The organism is Achromobacter sp. ACM01 (genome assembly GCF_014851745.1).
Classification (GTDB): domain Bacteria; phylum Pseudomonadota; class Gammaproteobacteria; order Burkholderiales; family Burkholderiaceae_B; genus Achromobacter; species Achromobacter aegrifaciens.
This window is the reverse complement of sequence record NZ_JACVAF010000005.1, coordinates 327,543-345,899: the sequence shown is the minus strand read 5'-3', so window position 1 is coordinate 345,899 and position 18,357 is coordinate 327,543. Positions and strand designations below refer to the sequence as shown.

Here is an 18,357-nt window from a genome sequence, read left to right as displayed (position 1 = left end):
TGCACCCCATCCCTATACTGGATCGCAGTTCAACCGACCTGTGCAAAAGGGGAAAACATGAAGATCACGATGCTGGGAACCGGAGCCGCGCTGCCCGATCCCGACCGGGGCCAGTCCGCCATCCTGCTGACCCTGGATGACGATACCCACTACCTGTTTGACTGCGGCGAGGGCGCCACGCGCCAGATGGTGCGCGCCAACGTCGATCCGGCCAAGGTCGGCTTCGTGTTCCTGACGCACCTGCACCACGACCACATCTGCGACTATCCCTACTTCGTCATCTCCAGCTGGATGCTGAACAAGACCGGCGCGCCGCTGGTGCTGGGGCCGAAGGGCACCCGCCATTTCGTCGACCACCTGTTCGAGAACGGCGCCTACCACACCGACTACCAGGCGCGCAGCGCCTATCCGGTACGCCAGGCCAATCTGGAAGCCATGCGGCCCGAGGTGCGGGAAGTCAGCCCCGGGCCGGTGTTCGACGACGGCAGGGTGCGCATTTCGGTCGATTGGGTGGAGCACATTCCGCGCGACGTCTGCGAATGCTTCGGCGTGCGGGTGGAGGCCGAAGGCAAGGTCATCGCGTTCAGCGGCGACACCGCGCCCTGTGAAGCCATGGTGCGCCTGGCGCAGGACGCAGACCTGTTGATCCATGAATGCACCTTTCCCGAATCATTCATCGCGCACCGCGCCAAGACCGGCGTGGGCACCTATGCGCACACCAGCCCCACGGACCTTGGCATCATCGCCAGCCGCGCGGGCGTCAAGAGCCTGGTGGCGACGCACTTCGGCCATTTCGATTCGACCAGTCCGGTGATCAAGCGCGCCGCGGCCAAGCATCTGCCGGTGGAACTGATGGGACCGCACTTGATGGACGAGATCGTGGCCGACATCCGCAAGAACTATTCGGGCCCGCTGCGGCTGGCCCATGACCTGATGCGCATCGACTTGTAGCATCCGCGAGGAAAACCTGCCGGCCGCCGGGCCGGCGCGCGCGGGCACGGCCCGCCGGCCAGGGAGAACACCATGACGTACCGGACTTGCGCCGTATCCGTTTTGCTTGCCTGGGGCCTGGCGGCATCGCCGCTGGCCGCCCGGGCGCAGTATCCCGATCATCCCATCCGCGTCGTCCTGCCGTACGCGCCGGGCGCGGCGGGCGACGTGGCCATGCGCCAGATCCAGCCCCTGCTGGAAAAGCGTCTGGGCCAGCCTCTCGTCGTCGATTACAAGACGGGCGCCGGCGGCAACATCGGCGCGCTGGAGGTGGCGCGCGCCAAGCCCGACGGCTACACGCTGGTGCTGGGCGCGACCAACAACTTCGTCATCAACCAGTTCCTGTACCGCAAGCTGGGCTTCGATCCGCTGGCCGACCTGGAGCCGGTGGGCAAGCTGGCGGACGTGCCGGCCTTCGTCTACGTCAGCGCGCAAGTGCCGGCGCAGGACTACGCGCAGTTCGCGCAGTATGCGCGCGCGCAGGCCGGCAAGCTGAACTACGGATCGCCGGGCATGGGCACTACGCCGCATCTTTCCGGCTACCGCCTGTCGCATGCCATGGGTGCGGGCATGACGCACATCGCCTACCGCGGTTCCTCGCCGGGGGTGCAGGCCTTGCTGGCCAACGAGATCCAGATGTACATCGGCGGCTACAGCATCGCCGCGGCCTACATGCCGCAGGGCAAGGTGCGGGCCTTGGCGGTGGCGGCTCCCGAGCGCTTTGCCGGCCTGCCCGACGTGCCTACCGCGGCCGAGGCTGGCATGCCGGACGTGGTGCAGGGCAACTGGTGGGGCTTTGCCGCGCCCAAGGGCACGCCGCCCGAGCGCGTGGCGCGCTTTGCCGACGTCCTGCACGAGGTGCTGGCCTTGCCGGAGGTGCGCCAGGCGTTCCTGGCGGGCGGCTTCGTACCGGGACAGGACACGCCCGCGTCGTTCGCCTCGGCCTGGCGCCGCGAAGCGCCGCAATGGCAGGCGGTGGTGCGCGAATCCGGCGTGGTGCTGGACAACTGAGGAGCGGGACATGAAGTACACGCGCCGCGGTTCAGGCCGCCCGCTGTTCCTGCTGCATGGCTTTTGTTCATCGTCCGCGATCTGGAGCGGCCTGTTGGGCGCGCTGGCCGATGAGCATGACGTGATCGCCGTGGATTGGCCGGGCTTCGGGCGCGGCGCGCAAGCGGCTCCCTTGCAGGGTTTGCCGGCCTACGCGGACGCGCTCGTCGCGCTGGCGGATGAACTGGGCATCGCCAGCTTCGACGTATTGGGGCATTCGTTCAGCGGCTTCGTTGCGCAGCAGCTGCTTTGCGCGGTTCCGGGGCGCGTCGGCCGTGCCGTGCTGTACGGCGCGGGCTTGAGGGTAGATGGCGCCGCGCGCTTTGAGCCCATGGACCAGACCTTGGCGCGCCTGCGCGCGGACGGCCCGCGGGCCACCGCCAGGCGCGTGCTGGGCGCATGGTTCCGGCAGGGGGAGCAGGCGCCGGCCTACGCGGGCTGCCTGGAAGACGGCATGACCATGAGTGCGGCCGGCGCGGCCTCGATGATCGCGGCGGTCGCGGGCGTGGACTACACGCAGGCGCTGGCGGCGGTGCGCGCGCCGGTGCTGGTCATATCGGGCGAGCTTGAACGCAGCCATCCGCTGCCCTCGGCGCTGGCCTTGCGCGCCGCCTTGACCCACGGCAGCCTGTGCGTGCTGCCGGACTGCGGGCATGCCGCGCACCTGGAGCGCCCGCTATTGTTCAATACCGCCGTGCGCGAGTTCCTGGCGGGCCGGGACGGTGCGCCCCGGCCTGCGGGTCAGTAGGGACCCTTGGCCGCCACGGGGGCGGCCGCGTTCTTGAATTGGCCCGCCAGCTGTTCGGCCGCGCGCGCCAGCAGGGTTGCGTCCACGCCCACGGCGACGAAGGTCGCGCCCAGCGACAGATAGTGCTTGGCGCGGTCCACGCCGCTATGCAGGATGCCGGCGGCCTTGCCGCTGCGCACGATGCGCAGGATGGCGTCGTCGATCGCCTTGACCACTTCCGGATGCTCCGGCTGGCCCAGGTAGCCCATGCTGGCCGAGAGGTCGGCCGGGCCGATGAAGGCGCCGTCCACGCCGTCCACCGCGAGGATCTCTTCCAGCGCGTCCACGCCGCGCGGCGTTTCGATCTGCACCAGCACGCACATTTCGTCATTGGCGCGGCGCAGGTAGTCGGGGATGCGGTTCCAGCGCGACGAACGGGCCAGCGCGCTGCCCACGCCGCGCACGCCTTGCGGCGGATAGCGCACCGCGGCCACGGCGGCCGCGGCTTCTTCCGCGGATTGCACCATGGGCACCAGCAGCGTCTGCGCGCCGGTGTCCAGGATCTGCTTGATCTGCACCGCGTCGTTCCAGGCCGGCCGCACCACCGGAGCGACCGGATAGGCGGCCATGGATTGCAGCTGTTGCAGCGTGGTCTGCAAGGTGTTGGGCGCGTGCTCGCCGTCGATCAGCAGCCAGTCGAAGCCCGCGCCGGCGATGATTTCGGTGGAGTAGGCGCTGGCCAGGCCCGCCCACAGGCCGATCTGGGGCTTGCCGCTGCGCAGGGCCTGCTTGAAGGTGTTGGTCAATATGTCCATGGATGGTGGCGTGGTCAGATGAAATGGCAGTTGACGGAACCCAGCACGCCGTAATCGACGTTGAAGGTATCGCCAGGGCGGGCCAGCACCGGCCGGGTGAAGGAGCCCGACAGGATGATCTCTCCCGCTTCCAGCGCCACGTCGTGGGCGGCCAGCTTGTTCGCCAGCCATACTACGCCATTGGCGGGATGGTTCAAGACGCCCGCGGCCACGCCGGTTTCCTCGATCACGGCGTTGCGCGACAGGATGGCGCCGATCCAGCGCAGGTCCAGCTCGCCGATCTTCACCGGCCGTCCGCCCATCACCACGCCGGCGTTGGCGGCGTTGTCGGCGATGGTGTCGAACACCTTGCGCGGGCGCTTGCTGTCGGGGTCGATGCTGTGCGAGCGCGCGTCGATGATTTCCAGCGCCGGGACCACGTAGTCGACCGCGTCATAGACCTGGAACAGTGTGACGTCGGGGCCTTGCAGGCGCTTGCCCAGCACGAAGGCGAGTTCGACTTCCAGCCGCGGCAGGATGAAGCGGCCCGCGGGTATGTCCGCGCCGTCATTGAAGAACATGTCGTCCAGCAGCATGCCGAAGTCGGGTTCGTCGATCTGCGAGGCCTGTTGCATGGCGCGCGAGGTCAGGCCGATCTTGTGGCCGCGCTTGATGCGGCCTTCGGCCAGCTTGATGTCCATCCAGGCGCGCTGGATGGCATAGGCGTCGGCAATGGTGATGTCGGGGTACTCGAGCGAAATCTGGCGGATCTGCTGGCGGGTGCGTTCGGCTTCGTGCAGGCGCGCGGCGATGGCGCGCACGGTATCTTTATCTAGCATCGGAGTTCCAGGTGTCATGGAGTTGGAGTGGAATCAATTGGGGAAGGGGACGAGCGTGTTGACCAGCCGTCCCACGCCTTCGATCTCGGTCACGACTTCGTCGCCGGGCTGCACGTTGACGATGCCGTCGGGCGTGCCGGTCAGGATCAGGTCGCCGGGCGAGAGCGTCATGAAGCTGCTGAAGTACTCGATCAGCGCGGGCACGTCGAACACCATGTCGCGGGTATTGCCGCGCTGCGTCTCCACGCCGTTGACGGTGGTGCGCAGGTTGAGGTTCATGGGGTCGGGCACGTCGTCGCGGTCCACCAGCCAGGGGCCTAGCGGTGTGCAGGTGTCGCGGCTTTTCACGCGCAGATTGGGGCGGTACCAGTTTTCCAGGTAGTCGCGCAGCGCATAGTCGTTGGCCACGGTGTAGCCGGCCACGCAGTCATAGGCCTGGGCGCGGCTGACCTTGCTGGCGGTCTTGCCTATCACCACCGCCAGTTCGCATTCGTAGTGCATGAAGGCGACGTCGGCGGGGCGCAAGGTCTGGGCGCGGTGCCCGACGAAGGTGTTGGCGGCCTTGAGGAAGCCCAGCGGCTCGTCCGGGGCCTTGAACGCCAGTTCCTTGGCGTGGTCGGCATAGTTGATGGCCAGCGTGAAGGTGGTGCGCGGCTCGAAGGGCGGCAGCCATTGCACCGCGTCTTCGGCATACACGCGTCCGTCGGCCAGGCGGACCTGGCCGGGGCCGGCTTCGGTGGCGGCATGGATGACGCCGTCCAGGGAAATACGGGCATGTTTCATGGCGGGCTCCTGGGCTTATCGGGCGGCGGCCAGCGCATTGCCCAGCGTGCCAACCCGGGAAATGCTGATCTCGTAGCGCTGTCCGGCGCGCGCGCGGGGCGCGCCGTGAGGCGTGCCGGCCAGCAGGATGTCGCCCGCTTCCAGCGTCATGAACTGGGTCACGTCGGCGATCAGCCGCGCTACGGGACGGATCAGGTCGGCGGTGCTGGCGCGCTGCGCCACCTGGCCGTCGATGCGCACTTCGATGTCCAGGGCGTCCACGTCGCCGACCGCGGCCACGGGGGCGAGATCCTGGCCGATGGGGCAGAAGCCGTCGCGGCATTTCTGCTTGAGCGCGGGGCGGAAGTAGCTGGCGTGCGGCACGGACAGGTCCGCCACCACGCGGTACCCCGCCACATAGTCCAGCGCCTCGGCTTCGCTCACGCGGGTCGCACGGCGGGCGAACACCACGCCCAGGCAGGCGCCCACTTCGACCTCGTCCACGCCGGCGGGCAGGGCGATCACGTCGCCATTGCGGGCATAGGTATTGGCCGGCTTGATGTAGAGCACGGGCGCCTTGGGCGCGGCCTTGTAGGGGGGCGCGTCCACGGCCTCGCCCAGCGCGGCCAGCGCCTGGCGCGTGTTCAGCGCCGCGCCCACCACGGTCCGCGGCCACGGCGCCGTGGCCGCGGCTGCGCGCGCGGCCAGGTGTTCGCGGTAGTTGTTGAGCTTGTAGTTCAGCACCGGATCGGCTTCCTCGATCTGCATCGAGATGCCGAGCGGGCGCGCCGCCATCTGCGGCGCGAGCGCGGCGGTCAGCGCCTGGAACACCCGCTCGCCCAGGGCGGCTTTCTGTTCGGCATTGCGGCCGTGGCCGATGCGCAGCACCACGTGGACGAAGGCGTTGTCGGGATGGCCGTCGACGATCAGGCAGTCATCCACGCGCAGCGCGCGGGTGCGCGCGCCGGCCAGCGGGAACAGGCTGCCGTCGCCCACGGCGGCGTCCTGCACGGTCCGCATCAGCGCCTGCGTATCCAGGGCCAGATTGCCTGAGTATTCGATCCAGATATGGGGCATGGCCTTGCTCCGCATGATGTAATTATCATGTTAACTAGTTTAATGAAAAACTGCGATGGCAACAATCGGCCATAGGGTTGCCGGGGCCTGTTCCGCCTGGGGGTTTCCCGACGTTGACAGCGCGTTCCGGCAAGCATAACGTTAACTTGTTAATTAAATTTGCGCCGGACGGTCCGGCGCGGACAGGACGAGGAGCCGCGCGTGAGCATCAAGCACTGGATCAACGGCAAGCAGGTCGACAGCCGCGACCGCTTCATCACCAGCAACCCGGCCACGGGCGAACCCATCGCCGAGGTGGCCGCGGGCGGGCAGGCCGAGATCGACGCGGCCGTCGCGGCAGCCGCCGAGGCCTTCCCCAAATGGGCCAACACGCCCGCCAAGGAACGCGCCCGCCTGATGCGCAGGCTGGGCGAACTGATAGACCAGAACGTGCCGCAGCTGGCCGAACTGGAAACCCGCGACACCGGGCTGCCGATCTCGCAGACCCGCAAGCAGCTGATCCCGCGCGCCTCGGAGAATTTCAATTTCTTCGCCGAGGTCTGCACGCGCATGAACGGCCACACCTATCCGGTGGACGACCAGATGCTGAACTACACGCTGTACCAGCCGGTGGGCGTGTGCGCGCTGGTGTCGCCCTGGAACGTGCCGTTCATGACCGCCACCTGGAAGACGGCGCCTTGCCTGGCGCTGGGCAATACGGCGGTGCTGAAGATGTCCGAGCTTTCGCCGCTGACGGCGGACCAGCTCGGGATGCTGGCGCTGGAGGCCGGCATTCCGGCCGGCGTGCTGAACGTGGTGCAGGGCTACGGCGCCACCGCTGGCGATGCGCTGGTGCGGCATCCCGGCGTGCGCGCAATCTCGTTCACCGGCGGCACCGTGACCGGCAAGAAGATCCTGGCCAGCGCTGGCGGCGTCAAGAAGTATTCGATGGAACTGGGCGGCAAGTCGCCCGTGCTGATCTTCGACGACGCGGACGTGGAGCGCGCGCTGGACGCGGCGCTCTTCACCATCTTTTCGCTCAACGGCGAACGCTGCACCGCGGGTTCGCGCATCTTCATCCAGCAATCCATCTACGACGATTTCGTGCGCAGGTTTGCCGAACGCGCGCAGCGCCTGGCCGTGGGCGACCCCACCGATGACAATACCCACGTGGGCGCGATGATCACGCGCCAGCACTGGGAAAAGGTCACGGGCTACATCCGCCTGGCCGAGCAGGAAGGCGCGCGCATACTCGCGGGCGGCGCGGACCGGCCCGCAGGCTTGCCGGCCCATCTGGCGGGCGGCAATTTTGTCAGCCCGACGGTGCTGGCGGATGTCGACAACCGCATGCGTTGCGCGCAGGAAGAGATCTTCGGACCGGTCGCCTGCCTGCTGCCGTTCAAGGACGAGGCAGAGGGCCTGGCGCTGGCCAATGACGTGAAGTACGGTCTCGCGTCCTACATCTGGACCCGCGACATTGGGCGGGCGCACCGACTGGCCCGCGGCATCGAGGCGGGCATGGTATTCATCAACAGCCAGAATGTGCGCGACCTGCGCCAGCCCTTCGGCGGCACCAAGGAATCGGGCACGGGACGCGAAGGCGGCGAATACAGTTACGAGGTCTTTGCCGAGATCAAGAACGTGTGCGTGTCCATGGGCAGCCACCACATCCCCAGATGGGGCGTCTGAATCCGGCCCCGACCACAGGAACGAGGAGACTAGCATCATGGGCAAGCTCGCGCTGGCGGCCAAGGTAACGCATGTGCCGTCCATGTATCTTTCGGAACTGCCTGGCAAGCACCAGGGTTGCAGGGAGGCGGCGATCCAGGGACATCGCATCATCGGCCAGCGTTGCCGCGACCTGGATGTGGACAGCATTGTGGTGCTGGACGTGCACTGGCTGGTCAACGGCGGCTATCACGTGAACTGCAACAGCGGCTTCAAGGGCCGCTACACCAGCAACGAGCTGCCGCATTTCATCAAGGACATGGATTACGCCTACCGCGGCAATCCGCAACTGGGGCGCCGCATCGCTGAATGCGCCAACGCCGCGGGCGTGGGCACGCGTTCGCATGAAATCGACAGCCTGGAACTGGAGTACGGCACACTGGTGCCGATGCGCTACATGAATGGCGACGGGCGCTTCAAAGTGGTGTCGGTAGCCGCCTGGTGCGCCTGGCACTCGCTGGACGAAAGCCGCCGCTTCGGCGCGGCGTTGCGCCAGGCCATCGAGGCCAGCGACAGCCGCGTGGCGGTGCTGGCCAGCGGTTCGCTTTCGCATCGCTTCAACGACAACGGCAGCCCCGAGGCCGCCATGCACCAGATCAGCCGCGAGTTCTTCCGGCAGGTGGACTTGCGGGTGGTGGAGTTGTGGCGCCAGGGCGACTGGAAGGCCTTCTGCGCCATGCTGCCCGAATACGCGGACCTGTGCGTGGGCGAGGGCGGCATGCACGATACCGCGATGCTGCTGGGCCTGTTGGGCTGGGACGGCTACGACCAGCCGGTGGAGATCGTGACGGATTACTTCGCCAGTTCCGGCACGGGGCAGATCAACGCGATCTTCCCGGTGCCGGCCTGATCATTCTTCTTCGGAGGCGCGCGCGTCGGCGGGCTCGCGCTTGATCAGTTCGACCATGGTGTCGACGTCGCGATACAGGCGGTCCAGCAATTCCTTGCCGATCCGGGCCTCGATTTCCTGGTACTTCGCGTCCACTTGCGGACGCATGCGGTCGATCAGCTTGTTGCTCTTGGGCGTCAGCGAAATTTCCTGGCGCCGCTGATCGGCGCTGGAGCGCGTGCGCTTGATCAGGCCCTGTTCCTGCATGCCCGCCAGCATGCGCGTGAGGCTGGGGCTGAGAATCTGGCAGGTGCGGGCGATCTGGTTGGGTTCCATGGAGCCCACTTCGCTCAGCGTGCGCAGCACCCGCCATTGTTGTTCGGTGACGCCCGCGGCGTGCAGGATGGGGCGGAAGTGCGCCATCAGCGTTTCACGCGCGTAGAGCAGCAGATGGGGGAGATTGCGGTGGTGGAAGCTCGGACTCATGGCGGCTATGTTAGCAAGAAGCCGGGCCGCGCCGCAGCGAAATCGGACGCGCGCGCCCATCGGTCCGCGCCGGGCGCGGCGCCGATGGGTTGCGGTGATCAGGCGGGGTTCTGCTGGGCCAGTTCCTGCAGGTCGTCGGGCAGGGTCAGGTCGGGGGCGGCCTGCTGCAATTCGCGCAGCGCCTGTACGGCCTCTTCCTGCTGTTCCTCGCGCACCAGCGCCCGGATGTGGGTCACGCGGGCTTCGATGTCTTGATCGCTGAGGGCGGGCGTTTCCGGCGCGGCGGGCTCGGCGGCTGGTTGTTCCGCGGGCGAGGTTTCCTGGGCGGCGGGGGCGGCTTCCTGGGCAGGAGCGGCTTGCGGCGCCGTTTCTTGCGGCGGCGCGGCCACGCGTTCGGTGACGGGCGCGGACTGTTCGGCGGGCGCTTGCGCAGGCGTGGACAGCAGCGCGGGCGCGCGTTCCGAGCTTGTCCCTATTTCGTGGGGGGTGATGACAGGCGTGTTCTGCTCGGGAAAATCCTGGGCTTCGCGCATCTCGGTCCAGGCGAACAGGCCGAAGACCATGGCCGCGCAAGCGGCAGCGCCCCAGGCGGGGTGCCAGCTATGGCCGGGATGCCAACGGCGGCGCACTGCCGCGTCCAATTCGGGATTGGCGCCGGGACCGTGCCTGCGATACAAGGCGCGCAGATCCCGTTCATCGTCTTCGTCGAAAGGGGGGCGGTAGGTAATGCTCATGCGCGTACTCCTCGCACATGCGCCTGGTGGCAAGGCGCATCCGCGTCTGACCTCTGCGCACGCCGCGCCGGTGGTCCGGCGGTCTCGTCGTAGCTCGGGTCCTGTTCCGGTTTAGGCGGCTTCCTGGAAAGCCGCGGGTGATTGCGCCGCGATTCCCGCCGCCGCGCCCCGAGGGCGTCTGGCTGCAGGTATGCCGCCCTGGGCCGGGCGGTTCGTCAATGCGCTGCACCTGATGATTATGCGCGATTTGGAGAAATCCGCCAGAGAATTTCTTGAGTTTGCATCATGTAACTTCAGCACGTCCCTGTTTTTGAAAGCAGAATGACAGATACCGCCCCATCATGGGGCGTGCGAGGACGAAAGCGCGCGTGTGCGCGCGCATGCCGCCCTGGCTTGCCGGTACACTTTCGCGCATGGCCAAATCCCGAACCGTATATGTGTGCTCCGATTGCGGCGGCACCACCCCCAAGTGGCAGGGCAAATGCCCACATTGCAACGCCTGGAACACGCTGGAAGAAACCGTGGAATCGTCGGCGCCGGCCGCCGCCTCCCACCGTTATGCGCCGCTGGCGGCCGCCAGCCCCGTGCGCAGCCTGTCTGAAATCGAGGCCCGCGAAACGCCGCGCCAGCCTACCGGGCTGGAAGAATTCGACCGTGTGCTGGGCGGCGGCCTGGTGGCCGGCGCCGTGGTGCTGATCGGCGGCGACCCGGGCATAGGCAAGTCCACCTTGCTGCTGCAGGCGCTGGCCTCGCTGTCCGAAGTCACCAACGTGCTGTACGTGACGGGCGAGGAATCCGCCGAGCAGGTGGCGCTGCGCGCGCGCCGGCTGGGCCTGCAGACGGGCAACGTCAACCTGCTGGCCGAGATCCGGCTGGAGTCGATCCAGGCGGCGGTGTCGGAGCAGAAGCCCACTGTGGCGGTGATCGACTCGATCCAGACCCTGTACAGCGGCGAACTGACCGCGGCGCCGGGGTCGGTGTCGCAGGTGCGCGAATGCGCGGCGCAGCTCACGCGCCTGGCCAAGCAGACGGGCATCGCCATCGTCATGATCGGCCACGTCACCAAGGACGGCGCGCTGGCCGGGCCGCGGGTGCTGGAGCACATCGTGGACACCGTGCTGTATTTCGAGGGCGACACGCATTCCTCGTTCCGCCTGGTGCGCGCCTTCAAGAACCGCTTCGGCGCGGTCAATGAACTGGGTGTCTTCGCCATGACGGACCGCGGGCTGCGCGGCGTGGCCAACCCTTCCGCGCTGTTCCTGTCGCAGCATGAACAGCAGGTCGCGGGATCCTGCGTGATGGCCACGCAGGAAGGCACGCGCCCGCTGCTGGTGGAGATCCAGGCGCTGGTGGATAGTTCGCACGCGCCCAACCCGCGCCGGCTCACGGTCGGCCTGGAGGGCAACCGCCTGGCGATGCTGCTGGCGGTGCTGCACCGGCACGCCGGCGTGTCCACCTTTGACCAGGACGTGTTCGTCAACGCGGTGGGCGGCGTGCGCATCACGGAACCTGCGGCCGACCTGCCGGTGCTGCTGGCCATCATGTCCTCGCTGCGCGACAAGCCGCTGCCGCGCGGCCTGATTGCTTTCGGCGAGGTCGGCCTGGCGGGCGAGATCCGGCCCGCGCCGCGCGGACAGGAACGCTTGCGCGAAGCGGCCAAGCTGGGCTTTTCGATTGCGCTGATCCCCAAGGCCAACGCGCCGCGCCAGCCCATCGAAGGACTGGAGATCTGGGCGGTGGACCGGCTGGACGCCGCGCTGGACAAGCTGCGCTGACGCCGAGAGCGGCGGCCTGCGGCGGTTTCATATCGACATTCTGATTGCCCGGCCTGCACTGGCCGGGCCTGCTGGAGCAAGAAGTGAGTCTGTTAGTTATCGCCGCGTGCCTGGCTGCGGGCGGCCTGATCGGTTTCATGGGCGGCGTGCTGGGCATCGGGGGCGGCCTGATCGCGATTCCCGCGCTGGTGCTGTTGATGGGCATGTCGCAGCAGTTGGCGCAGGGCACGGCGCTCATCATGGTCCTGCCCACCATCATGATGGCGGTGCGCAAGTACAACCAGCAGACCCGCATCGACAAGCGCGTGGCGTTGGCGGGAGCGGCCGGGGCCGTGGTGTTCACCTGGGTCGGCGCGCAACTGGCGCTGGGCATAGATTCCGGCATCCTGCGCCGCAGCTTCGCCGTGTTCCTGTTCTTCATTGCGCTATTCTATGTGTGGCAGACCTGGCGCGCCTCGCGTCCCGTTGCGGCGCGCAAGCCGGCGGCCAAGGGCGATGCCCCGGTCTTCACGCCGCGCCGCGCCAGCGTGCTGGGCATTTTGTGCGGCACGCTGGGCGGCTTCTTCGGCGTGGGCGGCGCGGTGCTGGCCGTGCCCATCATCACGTCCGTGTTCAGGTTGCCGCAGACCACGGCGCAGGCGCTGGCGCTGAGCATGGTGATTCCGGGATCTTTCATCGCGTTGATCACCTACTCCTGGGCGGGGCAGGCCGATTGGCTGGTCGGCGCGCCGCTGGCGATAGGCAGCCTGCTGTTCGTGCCGGTGGGCGTGAAGCTTGCGTACCGTCTGCCTGAACGCAAGCTGAGAGCCTGCTTCGCATTGATGCTGTTCGCCACCGTGGCGCTGCTGGCGTTCGAGAGCTGAACCGTCCGCGCCATATTTCGAAGCGTTAGCGACCGAAATTTTCTGGTTCCGCGCTGAACCTTCTGGATGGGGCCGGTTCAAACGGGAACGGGTAAAGCGGCGATGTTGCCGCCCCGTGTCGAAAAAAGGACTTCGGTCCTTTTACATTCAGGAGTTCATGAAATGACGACTCACTCCCGTATTGCTGCGTTCCTATCCACCTCGGCCCTGTGCCTCGGTCTGGCTGCCGCGCCTTCGGCGTTTGCGGCGGGCGCCGATGCCACGTCCAAGACGGGTGAAACCAAGACCCAGGCGCAGCACAAGCATCACAAGTCCGACAAGACCTCCGCCAAACCGGCGGCGGCCAAATCGGGCGGGGCCGCGAAGACGGATCATTCCGGCGCAGCGGCGCCAGCGAAGTAAGCACTGAGGGCCTGAGCGCCCGGTAGTTCCTTTGCGCAAACGACTTCCGATTCCCGCGGGGGCCGGAAAGTCGAAAGCCTCTCGGTATGGGCGCCGAGAGGCTTTTTCATTTGGCGCGCCGCAGCTGCGGCGCAGGGCGGGCCTTACTCCGCAGGAGTGATCACGCGGCCGGTCTCGAAGAACGCCTGCAGGTTTTCCAGCATCAGGTTCTCCATGGCCACGCGGGTTTCCAGCGTGGCGCTGCCGATGTGCGGCAGCAGCACTGCGCGATCGGTCTTGAGCAACGCTTCGGGTACCTTGGGCTCGTGCTCGAACACGTCGAGCGCGGCGCAGCCCAGCTTGCCGGCTTCCAGCGCGGCGACCAGCGCGGTCTCGTCGATGACGGGGCCGCGCGCGATGTTGACGATGATGCCCGTGGGGCCCAGCGCTTCCAGCACTTCTCGGTTGACCAGATGGCGCGTGCTGGGACCGCCGACGGTGGCCACGATGAGGAAGTCGGCCCACTTGGCCAGGTCGGTGAGCGAGGCTTCGTAGCCGTATTCCACGTCATCGCGCTTGCGGCGGTTGTGGTAGCGCACGTCCATGTCGAAGCCCATGCCGCGGCGGGCGATGGCCTCGCCGATGCGGCCCAGGCCGACGATGCCCAGCTTCTTGCCGCTGACGCGCTGGCCCAGCGGGATGCCGCCATGCACCTGGCCCCACTGGCCCGCGCGCACGAAGCGTTCGCCCTGGCCCATGTGGCGCGCGCCCGCGATCAGGAGGCCCCAGGCCAGATCGGCGACGCAGTCGGTCAGCACGTCGGGGGTATTGCTGACCTGCACGCCGCGCTGCTTGGCGGCCTGGACGTCGATGGTCTCGTAGCCCACGCCCCAGCTGCAGATGGCCTTCAGGTCGGGCAGGGCGTTAATGAGTTCGGCGTTGGCGCCGTAGGTGGCGGACGTGACGACGGCGGTGACGCCCTTGCCATGCTCGGCCAGCGCCGCCTTGCGGTCCGGGTACTTCCATAGTTCGACGACGTCGTAGCGGTCCGCGAGCGTCTTGTTGGCGTAGGGGGAACCGGCCAGCGAGCCGACCTGGATGATGCGATGCTTGGTGGTCATGTTGTCGTACAGGTGGGTGGCAAAACGTTGATGCTACTTGATCCGGCCTTGATGCAGGCTGACAGGATGCCCGCCAGGGGCATCCCGGGTCCCGATCGCGACCTTACTCGAGCTGGATGTTGGCTTTCTGGATGACGTCCTTCCAGCGCTTGACCTCGGCCTGCTGGAATGCCGTGAACTGCTGCGGCGTGTTGGCCACGACCTCGAAGCCCAGGCCTTGCAGGGTCTTCTCGGTCTGGGGATCGCGCAGCGCGGTCTGCAAGGCCTTGGACAGTTGCTGGACGATGGGCGCGGGCGTGCCCTTGGGCACGGCAAAGCCTTGCCAGGAGTACACCACCATGTCCTTGATGCCGGCCTCGGCCAGCGTGGGCACGTCCGGCAGGTCGGCGGCGCGGGCGTCGCCCGTGATGGCCAGCGCCTTGAGCTTGCCGGCCTTGATGTGGGTCTGGACCGCGCCCAGGTTCTGGAATGACACGTTGACCTGCCCGCCGATCAGGTCGGCGATGGCCGCGCCGCCGCCGCGGTAGGGGACGTCCACGCCCGTGCTCTGGGTGCGCTGGCGGAACAGCACGGCGGACAGGTGGTCCGACGAACCCGTGCCCGACGAGGCATAGGACACCTTGCCCGGATTCTTCTTCGCGTATTCGACCAGTTCGGCGACGGTGCTGGCCGGAAACGTCGGCGCTGCCACCAGCACGTTGGGATTGCGCACCGCCTGCGTCAGGTATTCGAAGTCCTTGCTGGGGTTGTACGACAGGTTCTTGTAGAGCGCCTCGTTGATGGCGAAGGTGCCGATGGAGCCGACCATCATGGTGTACCCGTCAGGCGTGGAGCGGGCCAGCGCCTGCGCGCCGATGGCGCTGTTGGCGCCGGGCTTGTTTTCGACCACGAAGGTCTGCCCCAGGATTTTCGTCAGCCCCGGCGTGACCGAGCGCGCGGTAATGTCGGAAGAACCGCCCGGCACGAAAGGCACTATCATCGTCACGGGTTTGTCGGGATAGCCGGCGGCCTGCGCCGCGGGCATCCCGGGCAGCACGGCGCCTGCGGCGACGGCGGCTGCGACGGCCACGGCGCTCATCAGTTTGTTCATGGTGTCTCCTGGTTCGCGTGCTGATGAAGAGCCCGCCGCCCACGCGTTGCGGACGGACCCGGATCGGCTTGGGGTCAGTCGACCTTGGCGCCGGATTTCTTCACGACCTCCGCCCATTTGGCGGATTCCTGCGCCATGAACTGTTTGAACTGGGCCGGCGTGTTGCCGGAGGGCGTGGCGCCTTGCGCCTGCAACTGCGTGCGCACGGATTCCTGCTTGAGGGCCGCGGCCACGTCGCGCTGGATCTTGTCGACCACCGCCTGCGGCGTGCCGGCGGGCGCCAGCAGGCCGAACCAGCTGGACGCGTCATAGCCCTGCACGCCGGCCTCGGCCATGGTGGGGACGTCGGGCAAGGCGGGTGAACGCTGGGCGCTGGTGACGGCCAGCGGGCGCAGCTTGCCGCTCTTGAGGAACCCCATGGAGGACGGCAGGTTGTCGAAGATCAGATCGGCGGAACCGGCCATCACATCGGTCAGCGCGGGGCTGCTGCCCTTGTACGGCACGTGGGTCATCCGCGTGCCCGTCATGTTCTGGAACAGCTCTCCCGACAGATGCGTGGAGGTGCCGTTGCCGGTGGACGCCATGTTGACGCTGCCCGGATTGGCCTTCAGGTACTTGATCAGGTCGGCCACCGTGCGGATGCCGTGCTTGTCGGCAAACGCGGGGTTGAGTTCCAGGATGTTGGGTACGGGGATCACCAGCGTCACCGGCACGAAGTCCTTGACCGGGTCGTAAGGCAGCTTGGCATAGACCGACTGGTTGATCGCATGGGTGCTGACGGTGCCCATCAGCAGCGTGTAGCCGTCCGGCGCGGCCCGGGCGGCTTCGGCCGTGCCGACGTTGCCGCCTGCGCCTGCCTTGTTGTCCACCACCACGGCCTTGTTCCAGGTCTTGCCGAGTTCGGCGGCGACGATGCGGGCCGCGATGTCGGTGGTGCCGCCGGCCGGGAAGGGCACGATGATCTTGACGTCCCGTTCCGGGTAGTCTGCCCGCGCCGGCGCGGCCGGCGACAGGAAGGCGGCCGCCGCCAGGGCGGCGCTGCAAAGAACGGCCAAGGCGGACCGGCCTCGCGCAGGGGCTGCATGCATGGAATTCGTCTCCTCGGTGTGCGCGTGGCCGCGCATCGTTTCTGGGGGTATTCCGCCCCTGGCATGGCCCGAGGCTTTGACGCCGCATGGCACCCCGCGGCGCCCTGCGTTTTGCTGCCGGACTACTTGTAAAACAAATATATGTATTGAGCTTGTGCTTGTCAACCAAGTATACTTTTTCGAACCCCCACACCCGATAGCAGGATCAGCCAGGAGCCCCGTCCATGAAAACCTCCCCGGTCACCGCGCAGGATTTGCAGCGTTCGGTCATCGCCGTGCCGCCGCTGGCGCGCCACGACGATCTTTCCCTGAACGAGGCGGCCAACAAGGCCTTGCTCGGCCATCTGGAAGCGGGCGGCGTGCGCAACGTGATGTATGGCGGCAACGCTAACTTCTACAACGTGGGCGTGGGCGAGTACGCGCGCATCGTCGACATGCTGGCCGGACTGGCGGGCGCGGACACGTGGATCCTGCCTTCCGTGGGGCCCGACTACGGCAAGATGATGGACCAGGCGGCGATCCTGCGTACGCGTGCGTTTCCCACGGCCATGTTGCTGCCCATGTCCTTTCCCTACACGGACGCGGGCCTGGCCGAAGGCGTGCGCCGCTTCACGGACGCGCTGGGCAAGCCCGCGGTGATCTACATCAAGTCGTCCGGCTACCTGGCGCCGGAAAGCGCCGCGCGCCTGATCGAAGAGGGCCGCATCGTGGCCTTCAAGTACGCCGTCGTGCGCGATGATCCGTCGCAGGACGCCTACCTGTCATCGCTGCTGCAGGCGGTGGACGCGCGCTGGATCGTCAGCGGCATCGGCGAACGTCCGGCCATCGTGCACTACCGCGATTTCGGCCTGAAGAGCTTCACCTCCGGCTCGGTCTGCGTGGCGCCGCGCGGTTCGATGCGCCTGTTGCATCTGCTGCGCGACGGCCGCTATGACGAAGCCGAGGCTGTGCGCCAGCAGTACCTGGGCCTGGAAGACTGCCGCGACAGCATCAGTCCCATCCGCGTGCTGCACGATGCCGTGACGCTGTCGGGCGTGGCGGACATGGGGCCGATGCTGCCCCTGCTGACCGGCATCTCCGCCGCCGAGCGCGAGCGGGTGGCGCCGGTGGCGCGCGCCCTGGCGGCCTGGGACCGGGAGGCGGCTGCTGCGTGAGCGCACTGGCGCCGCGCATTGACGGTACGATGAGCGCTGTCCCGCCATCGCGGACAGCGCCATAGCATCGAGGAGGTTTCGTGGCCCGACCCAAAGCAACACCCGCGCCAGCGCCGCAGGCGCCCGCCGAACACGATGCCGCGGGCGCGCTGGTGCTCGAACGCGGGCACCGGGTGCGGCTGGCGGATCAGCTGTACGGCCAGATCTTCGAGCAGATCGTCTCTGGCGGGTTGAACGTGGGCGACAAGCTGCCTTCCGAGAACGAAATATCCGAACGCTTCGGCGTCTCGCGTCCGGTGGTGCGCGAAGCGCTGCTGCGGCTGCGCGCCGACGGCCTGATCACCGCGCACCAGGGGCTGGGCACCTTTGTCAGCCATGCGCCCGCACCGCGCCTGAAGACCTTCAACGACGTGCAGAACGTCAGCGCCTACCTGCGGGCCCAGGAGGTCCGGGTGGCGCTGGAGGGCGACGCCGCGCGCCTGGCGGCGCTGCGGCGCACCGACGAGCAGCTCAGGAAGATCGCCGATGCGCATGCGGCCTTCGCCGACAGCCTGGCGCGCGGCCAGGTGTCGGCCGAGGCCGACCTGGCCTTCCATGCCAGCATCGCCGAAGCCAGCGGCAACGACTTCTATCTGGGCGTGCTGGAAAGCATCCACGAATCCATCAGCGGCTTCATGCGGCTGACCTTGAACCTGACCCGCACCGGTTCGCGCCAGCGTGCGCAGCGCGTGGTGGACGAGCATGCCGCGATCCTGGACGCCATCCGCGAACAGGACAGCGAGCGCGCCCGCGTGGCCATGCAGTTCCATCTGGGCCAGGCCCGTCACCGGCTGGTGGACCGCGAGCGCGATTGATCCCTTCCGTCCGCCCGCTGCGATCAAACCAAAACT

At 67.5% G+C, this 18,357-nt stretch carries 19 protein-coding genes; 10 read left to right on the top strand and 9 right to left on the bottom strand.

The features are described from left to right. The first annotated feature begins 57 nt into the window (after positions 1–57). The 3 genes from IB268_RS24345 (at position 58) to IB268_RS24335 (ending at position 2,788) form a co-directional block, all read left to right on the top strand. Positions 58–951: an MBL fold metallo-hydrolase gene (locus IB268_RS24345; protein WP_013394808.1), complete on the top strand. Its 894-nt coding sequence runs from the start codon at positions 58–60 to the stop codon at positions 949–951. 72 nt (positions 952–1,023) lie between these two features. After that, on the top strand, positions 1,024–2,001 hold the full coding sequence (locus IB268_RS24340; RefSeq protein ID WP_119449292.1) for a tripartite tricarboxylate transporter substrate binding protein: 978 nt from the start codon (positions 1,024–1,026) through the stop codon (positions 1,999–2,001). Positions 2,002–2,011: 10 nt separating this feature from the next. Then, the gene (locus tag IB268_RS24335; protein ID WP_119449293.1) at positions 2,012–2,788 is read left to right on the top strand and encodes an alpha/beta fold hydrolase; all 777 of its coding nucleotides are present in this window, start codon (positions 2,012–2,014) and stop codon (positions 2,786–2,788) included. Here the strand turns inward: IB268_RS24335 and hpaI are convergent. The 4 genes from hpaI to IB268_RS24315 are packed head-to-tail and all read right to left on the bottom strand — an operon-like array spanning position 2,782 to position 6,239. After that, positions 2,782–3,582, bottom strand: a complete 801-nt coding sequence (gene hpaI, locus IB268_RS24330; protein WP_054452428.1) for a 4-hydroxy-2-oxoheptanedioate aldolase — start codon at positions 3,580–3,582, stop codon at positions 2,782–2,784. The two genes, IB268_RS24335 and hpaI, sit on opposite strands and share 7 nt — an antisense overlap. Before the next feature lie 14 nt (positions 3,583–3,596). After that, positions 3,597–4,400: a 2-oxo-hept-4-ene-1,7-dioate hydratase gene (gene hpaH, locus IB268_RS24325; RefSeq protein WP_175213720.1), complete on the bottom strand. Its 804-nt coding sequence runs from the start codon at positions 4,398–4,400 to the stop codon at positions 3,597–3,599. Between the two features lie 33 nt (positions 4,401–4,433). After that, on the bottom strand, positions 4,434–5,183 hold the full coding sequence (locus IB268_RS24320) for a fumarylacetoacetate hydrolase family protein (protein WP_054452424.1): 750 nt from the start codon (positions 5,181–5,183) through the stop codon (positions 4,434–4,436). Positions 5,184–5,198: 15 nt separating this feature from the next. Beyond that, positions 5,199–6,239 carry a fumarylacetoacetate hydrolase family protein gene (locus IB268_RS24315; protein WP_192354922.1) on the bottom strand — a complete coding sequence of 347 codons (1,041 nt, stop codon included), beginning with the start codon at positions 6,237–6,239 and terminating at the stop codon, positions 5,199–5,201. 201 nt (positions 6,240–6,440) lie between these two features. On the opposite strand from IB268_RS24315, the gene hpaE reads away from it, so the two are divergent. Both hpaE and hpaD read left to right on the top strand, forming a co-directional pair. Further along, a complete protein-coding gene (gene hpaE / locus IB268_RS24310; RefSeq protein WP_175163550.1) occupies positions 6,441–7,907 on the top strand; it encodes a 5-carboxymethyl-2-hydroxymuconate semialdehyde dehydrogenase in 1,467 nt (488 codons plus the stop codon). A gap of 37 nt (positions 7,908–7,944) precedes the next feature. Beyond that, complete coding sequence (gene hpaD / locus IB268_RS24305; protein WP_192354921.1) at positions 7,945–8,796, top strand: 3,4-dihydroxyphenylacetate 2,3-dioxygenase; 852 nt, start codon at positions 7,945–7,947, stop codon at positions 8,794–8,796. Here the strand turns inward: hpaD and hpaR are convergent, their stop codons facing one another. Together hpaR and IB268_RS24295 are read right to left on the bottom strand one after the other, a co-directional pair. After that, positions 8,797–9,261, bottom strand: a complete 465-nt coding sequence (gene hpaR / locus IB268_RS24300) for a homoprotocatechuate degradation operon regulator HpaR (RefSeq protein ID WP_054452418.1) — start codon at positions 9,259–9,261, stop codon at positions 8,797–8,799. It abuts the gene before it with no gap. A gap of 98 nt (positions 9,262–9,359) precedes the next feature. Continuing rightward, complete coding sequence (locus IB268_RS24295; protein WP_192354920.1) at positions 9,360–9,995, bottom strand: hypothetical protein; 636 nt, start codon at positions 9,993–9,995, stop codon at positions 9,360–9,362. A 413-nt stretch (positions 9,996–10,408) separates the two neighbouring features. Here IB268_RS24295 and radA point away from each other — a divergent pair, with 413 nt between their 5' ends. The 3 genes from radA to IB268_RS24280 all read left to right on the top strand — a co-directional run bounded on the left by radA (position 10,409) and on the right by IB268_RS24280 (position 13,035). Further along, positions 10,409–11,770: a DNA repair protein RadA gene (gene radA / locus IB268_RS24290; RefSeq protein ID WP_059379903.1), complete on the top strand. Its 1,362-nt coding sequence runs from the start codon at positions 10,409–10,411 to the stop codon at positions 11,768–11,770. Between the two features lie 83 nt (positions 11,771–11,853). Beyond that, entirely contained in the window at positions 11,854–12,633 is a 780-nt protein-coding gene (locus tag IB268_RS24285; RefSeq protein ID WP_054453641.1) for a sulfite exporter TauE/SafE family protein, read from the top strand. 162 nt (positions 12,634–12,795) lie between these two features. After that, positions 12,796–13,035 carry a hypothetical protein gene (locus IB268_RS24280; protein WP_054452411.1) on the top strand — a complete coding sequence of 80 codons (240 nt, stop codon included), beginning with the start codon at positions 12,796–12,798 and terminating at the stop codon, positions 13,033–13,035. 143 nt (positions 13,036–13,178) lie between these two features. On the opposite strand, the gene IB268_RS24275 is transcribed toward IB268_RS24280, so the two are convergent. From IB268_RS24275 to IB268_RS24265, 3 genes are all read right to left on the bottom strand, one after another. Further along, positions 13,179–14,135: a 2-hydroxyacid dehydrogenase gene (locus IB268_RS24275; protein ID WP_054452409.1), complete on the bottom strand. Its 957-nt coding sequence runs from the start codon at positions 14,133–14,135 to the stop codon at positions 13,179–13,181. A 103-nt stretch (positions 14,136–14,238) separates the two neighbouring features. After that, positions 14,239–15,225, bottom strand: coding sequence for a tripartite tricarboxylate transporter substrate binding protein (locus tag IB268_RS24270; protein ID WP_192354919.1), 987 nt, complete (start codon positions 15,223–15,225; stop codon positions 14,239–14,241). A 74-nt stretch (positions 15,226–15,299) separates the two neighbouring features. Beyond that, positions 15,300–16,313, bottom strand: a complete 1,014-nt coding sequence (locus tag IB268_RS24265) for a tripartite tricarboxylate transporter substrate binding protein (RefSeq protein ID WP_054453632.1) — start codon at positions 16,311–16,313, stop codon at positions 15,300–15,302. Between the two features lie 224 nt (positions 16,314–16,537). Between IB268_RS24265 and IB268_RS24260 the strand changes: the two genes are divergently transcribed. Together IB268_RS24260 and IB268_RS24255 are read left to right on the top strand one after the other, a co-directional pair. Further along, positions 16,538–17,467, top strand: coding sequence for a dihydrodipicolinate synthase family protein (locus IB268_RS24260; RefSeq protein WP_059379899.1), 930 nt, complete (start codon positions 16,538–16,540; stop codon positions 17,465–17,467). Between the two features lie 80 nt (positions 17,468–17,547). Then, entirely contained in the window at positions 17,548–18,321 is a 774-nt protein-coding gene (locus IB268_RS24255) for a FadR/GntR family transcriptional regulator (RefSeq protein ID WP_118932816.1), read from the top strand. Positions 18,322–18,357 lie beyond the last annotated feature (36 nt).

Bases quoted from the DNA above. Each gene is read 5' to 3' on its own strand.
- IB268_RS24345 (WP_013394808.1), top strand. From the start codon at position 58: ATGAAGATCACGATGCTGGGAACCGGAGCCGCGCTGCCCGATCCCGAC.
- IB268_RS24340 (WP_119449292.1), top strand. From the start codon at position 1,024: ATGACGTACCGGACTTGCGCCGTATCCGTTTTGCTTGCCTGGGGCCTG.
- IB268_RS24335 (WP_119449293.1), top strand. From the start codon at position 2,012: ATGAAGTACACGCGCCGCGGTTCAGGCCGCCCGCTGTTCCTGCTGCAT.
- hpaI (WP_054452428.1), bottom strand. From the start codon at position 3,582: ATGGACATATTGACCAACACCTTCAAGCAGGCCCTGCGCAGCGGCAAG.
- hpaH (WP_175213720.1), bottom strand. From the start codon at position 4,400: ATGCTAGATAAAGATACCGTGCGCGCCATCGCCGCGCGCCTGCACGAA.
- IB268_RS24320 (WP_054452424.1), bottom strand. From the start codon at position 5,183: ATGAAACATGCCCGTATTTCCCTGGACGGCGTCATCCATGCCGCCACC.
- IB268_RS24315 (WP_192354922.1), bottom strand. From the start codon at position 6,239: ATGCCCCATATCTGGATCGAATACTCAGGCAATCTGGCCCTGGATACG.
- hpaD (WP_192354921.1), top strand. From the start codon at position 7,945: ATGGGCAAGCTCGCGCTGGCGGCCAAGGTAACGCATGTGCCGTCCATG.
- hpaR (WP_054452418.1), bottom strand. From the start codon at position 9,261: ATGAGTCCGAGCTTCCACCACCGCAATCTCCCCCATCTGCTGCTCTAC.
- IB268_RS24295 (WP_192354920.1), bottom strand. From the start codon at position 9,995: ATGAGCATTACCTACCGCCCCCCTTTCGACGAAGACGATGAACGGGAT.
- radA (WP_059379903.1), top strand. From the start codon at position 10,409: ATGGCCAAATCCCGAACCGTATATGTGTGCTCCGATTGCGGCGGCACC.
- IB268_RS24280 (WP_054452411.1), top strand. From the start codon at position 12,796: ATGACGACTCACTCCCGTATTGCTGCGTTCCTATCCACCTCGGCCCTG.
- IB268_RS24275 (WP_054452409.1), bottom strand. From the start codon at position 14,135: ATGACCACCAAGCATCGCATCATCCAGGTCGGCTCGCTGGCCGGTTCC.
- IB268_RS24270 (WP_192354919.1), bottom strand. From the start codon at position 15,225: ATGAACAAACTGATGAGCGCCGTGGCCGTCGCAGCCGCCGTCGCCGCA.
- IB268_RS24265 (WP_054453632.1), bottom strand. From the start codon at position 16,313: ATGCATGCAGCCCCTGCGCGAGGCCGGTCCGCCTTGGCCGTTCTTTGC.
- IB268_RS24260 (WP_059379899.1), top strand. From the start codon at position 16,538: ATGAAAACCTCCCCGGTCACCGCGCAGGATTTGCAGCGTTCGGTCATC.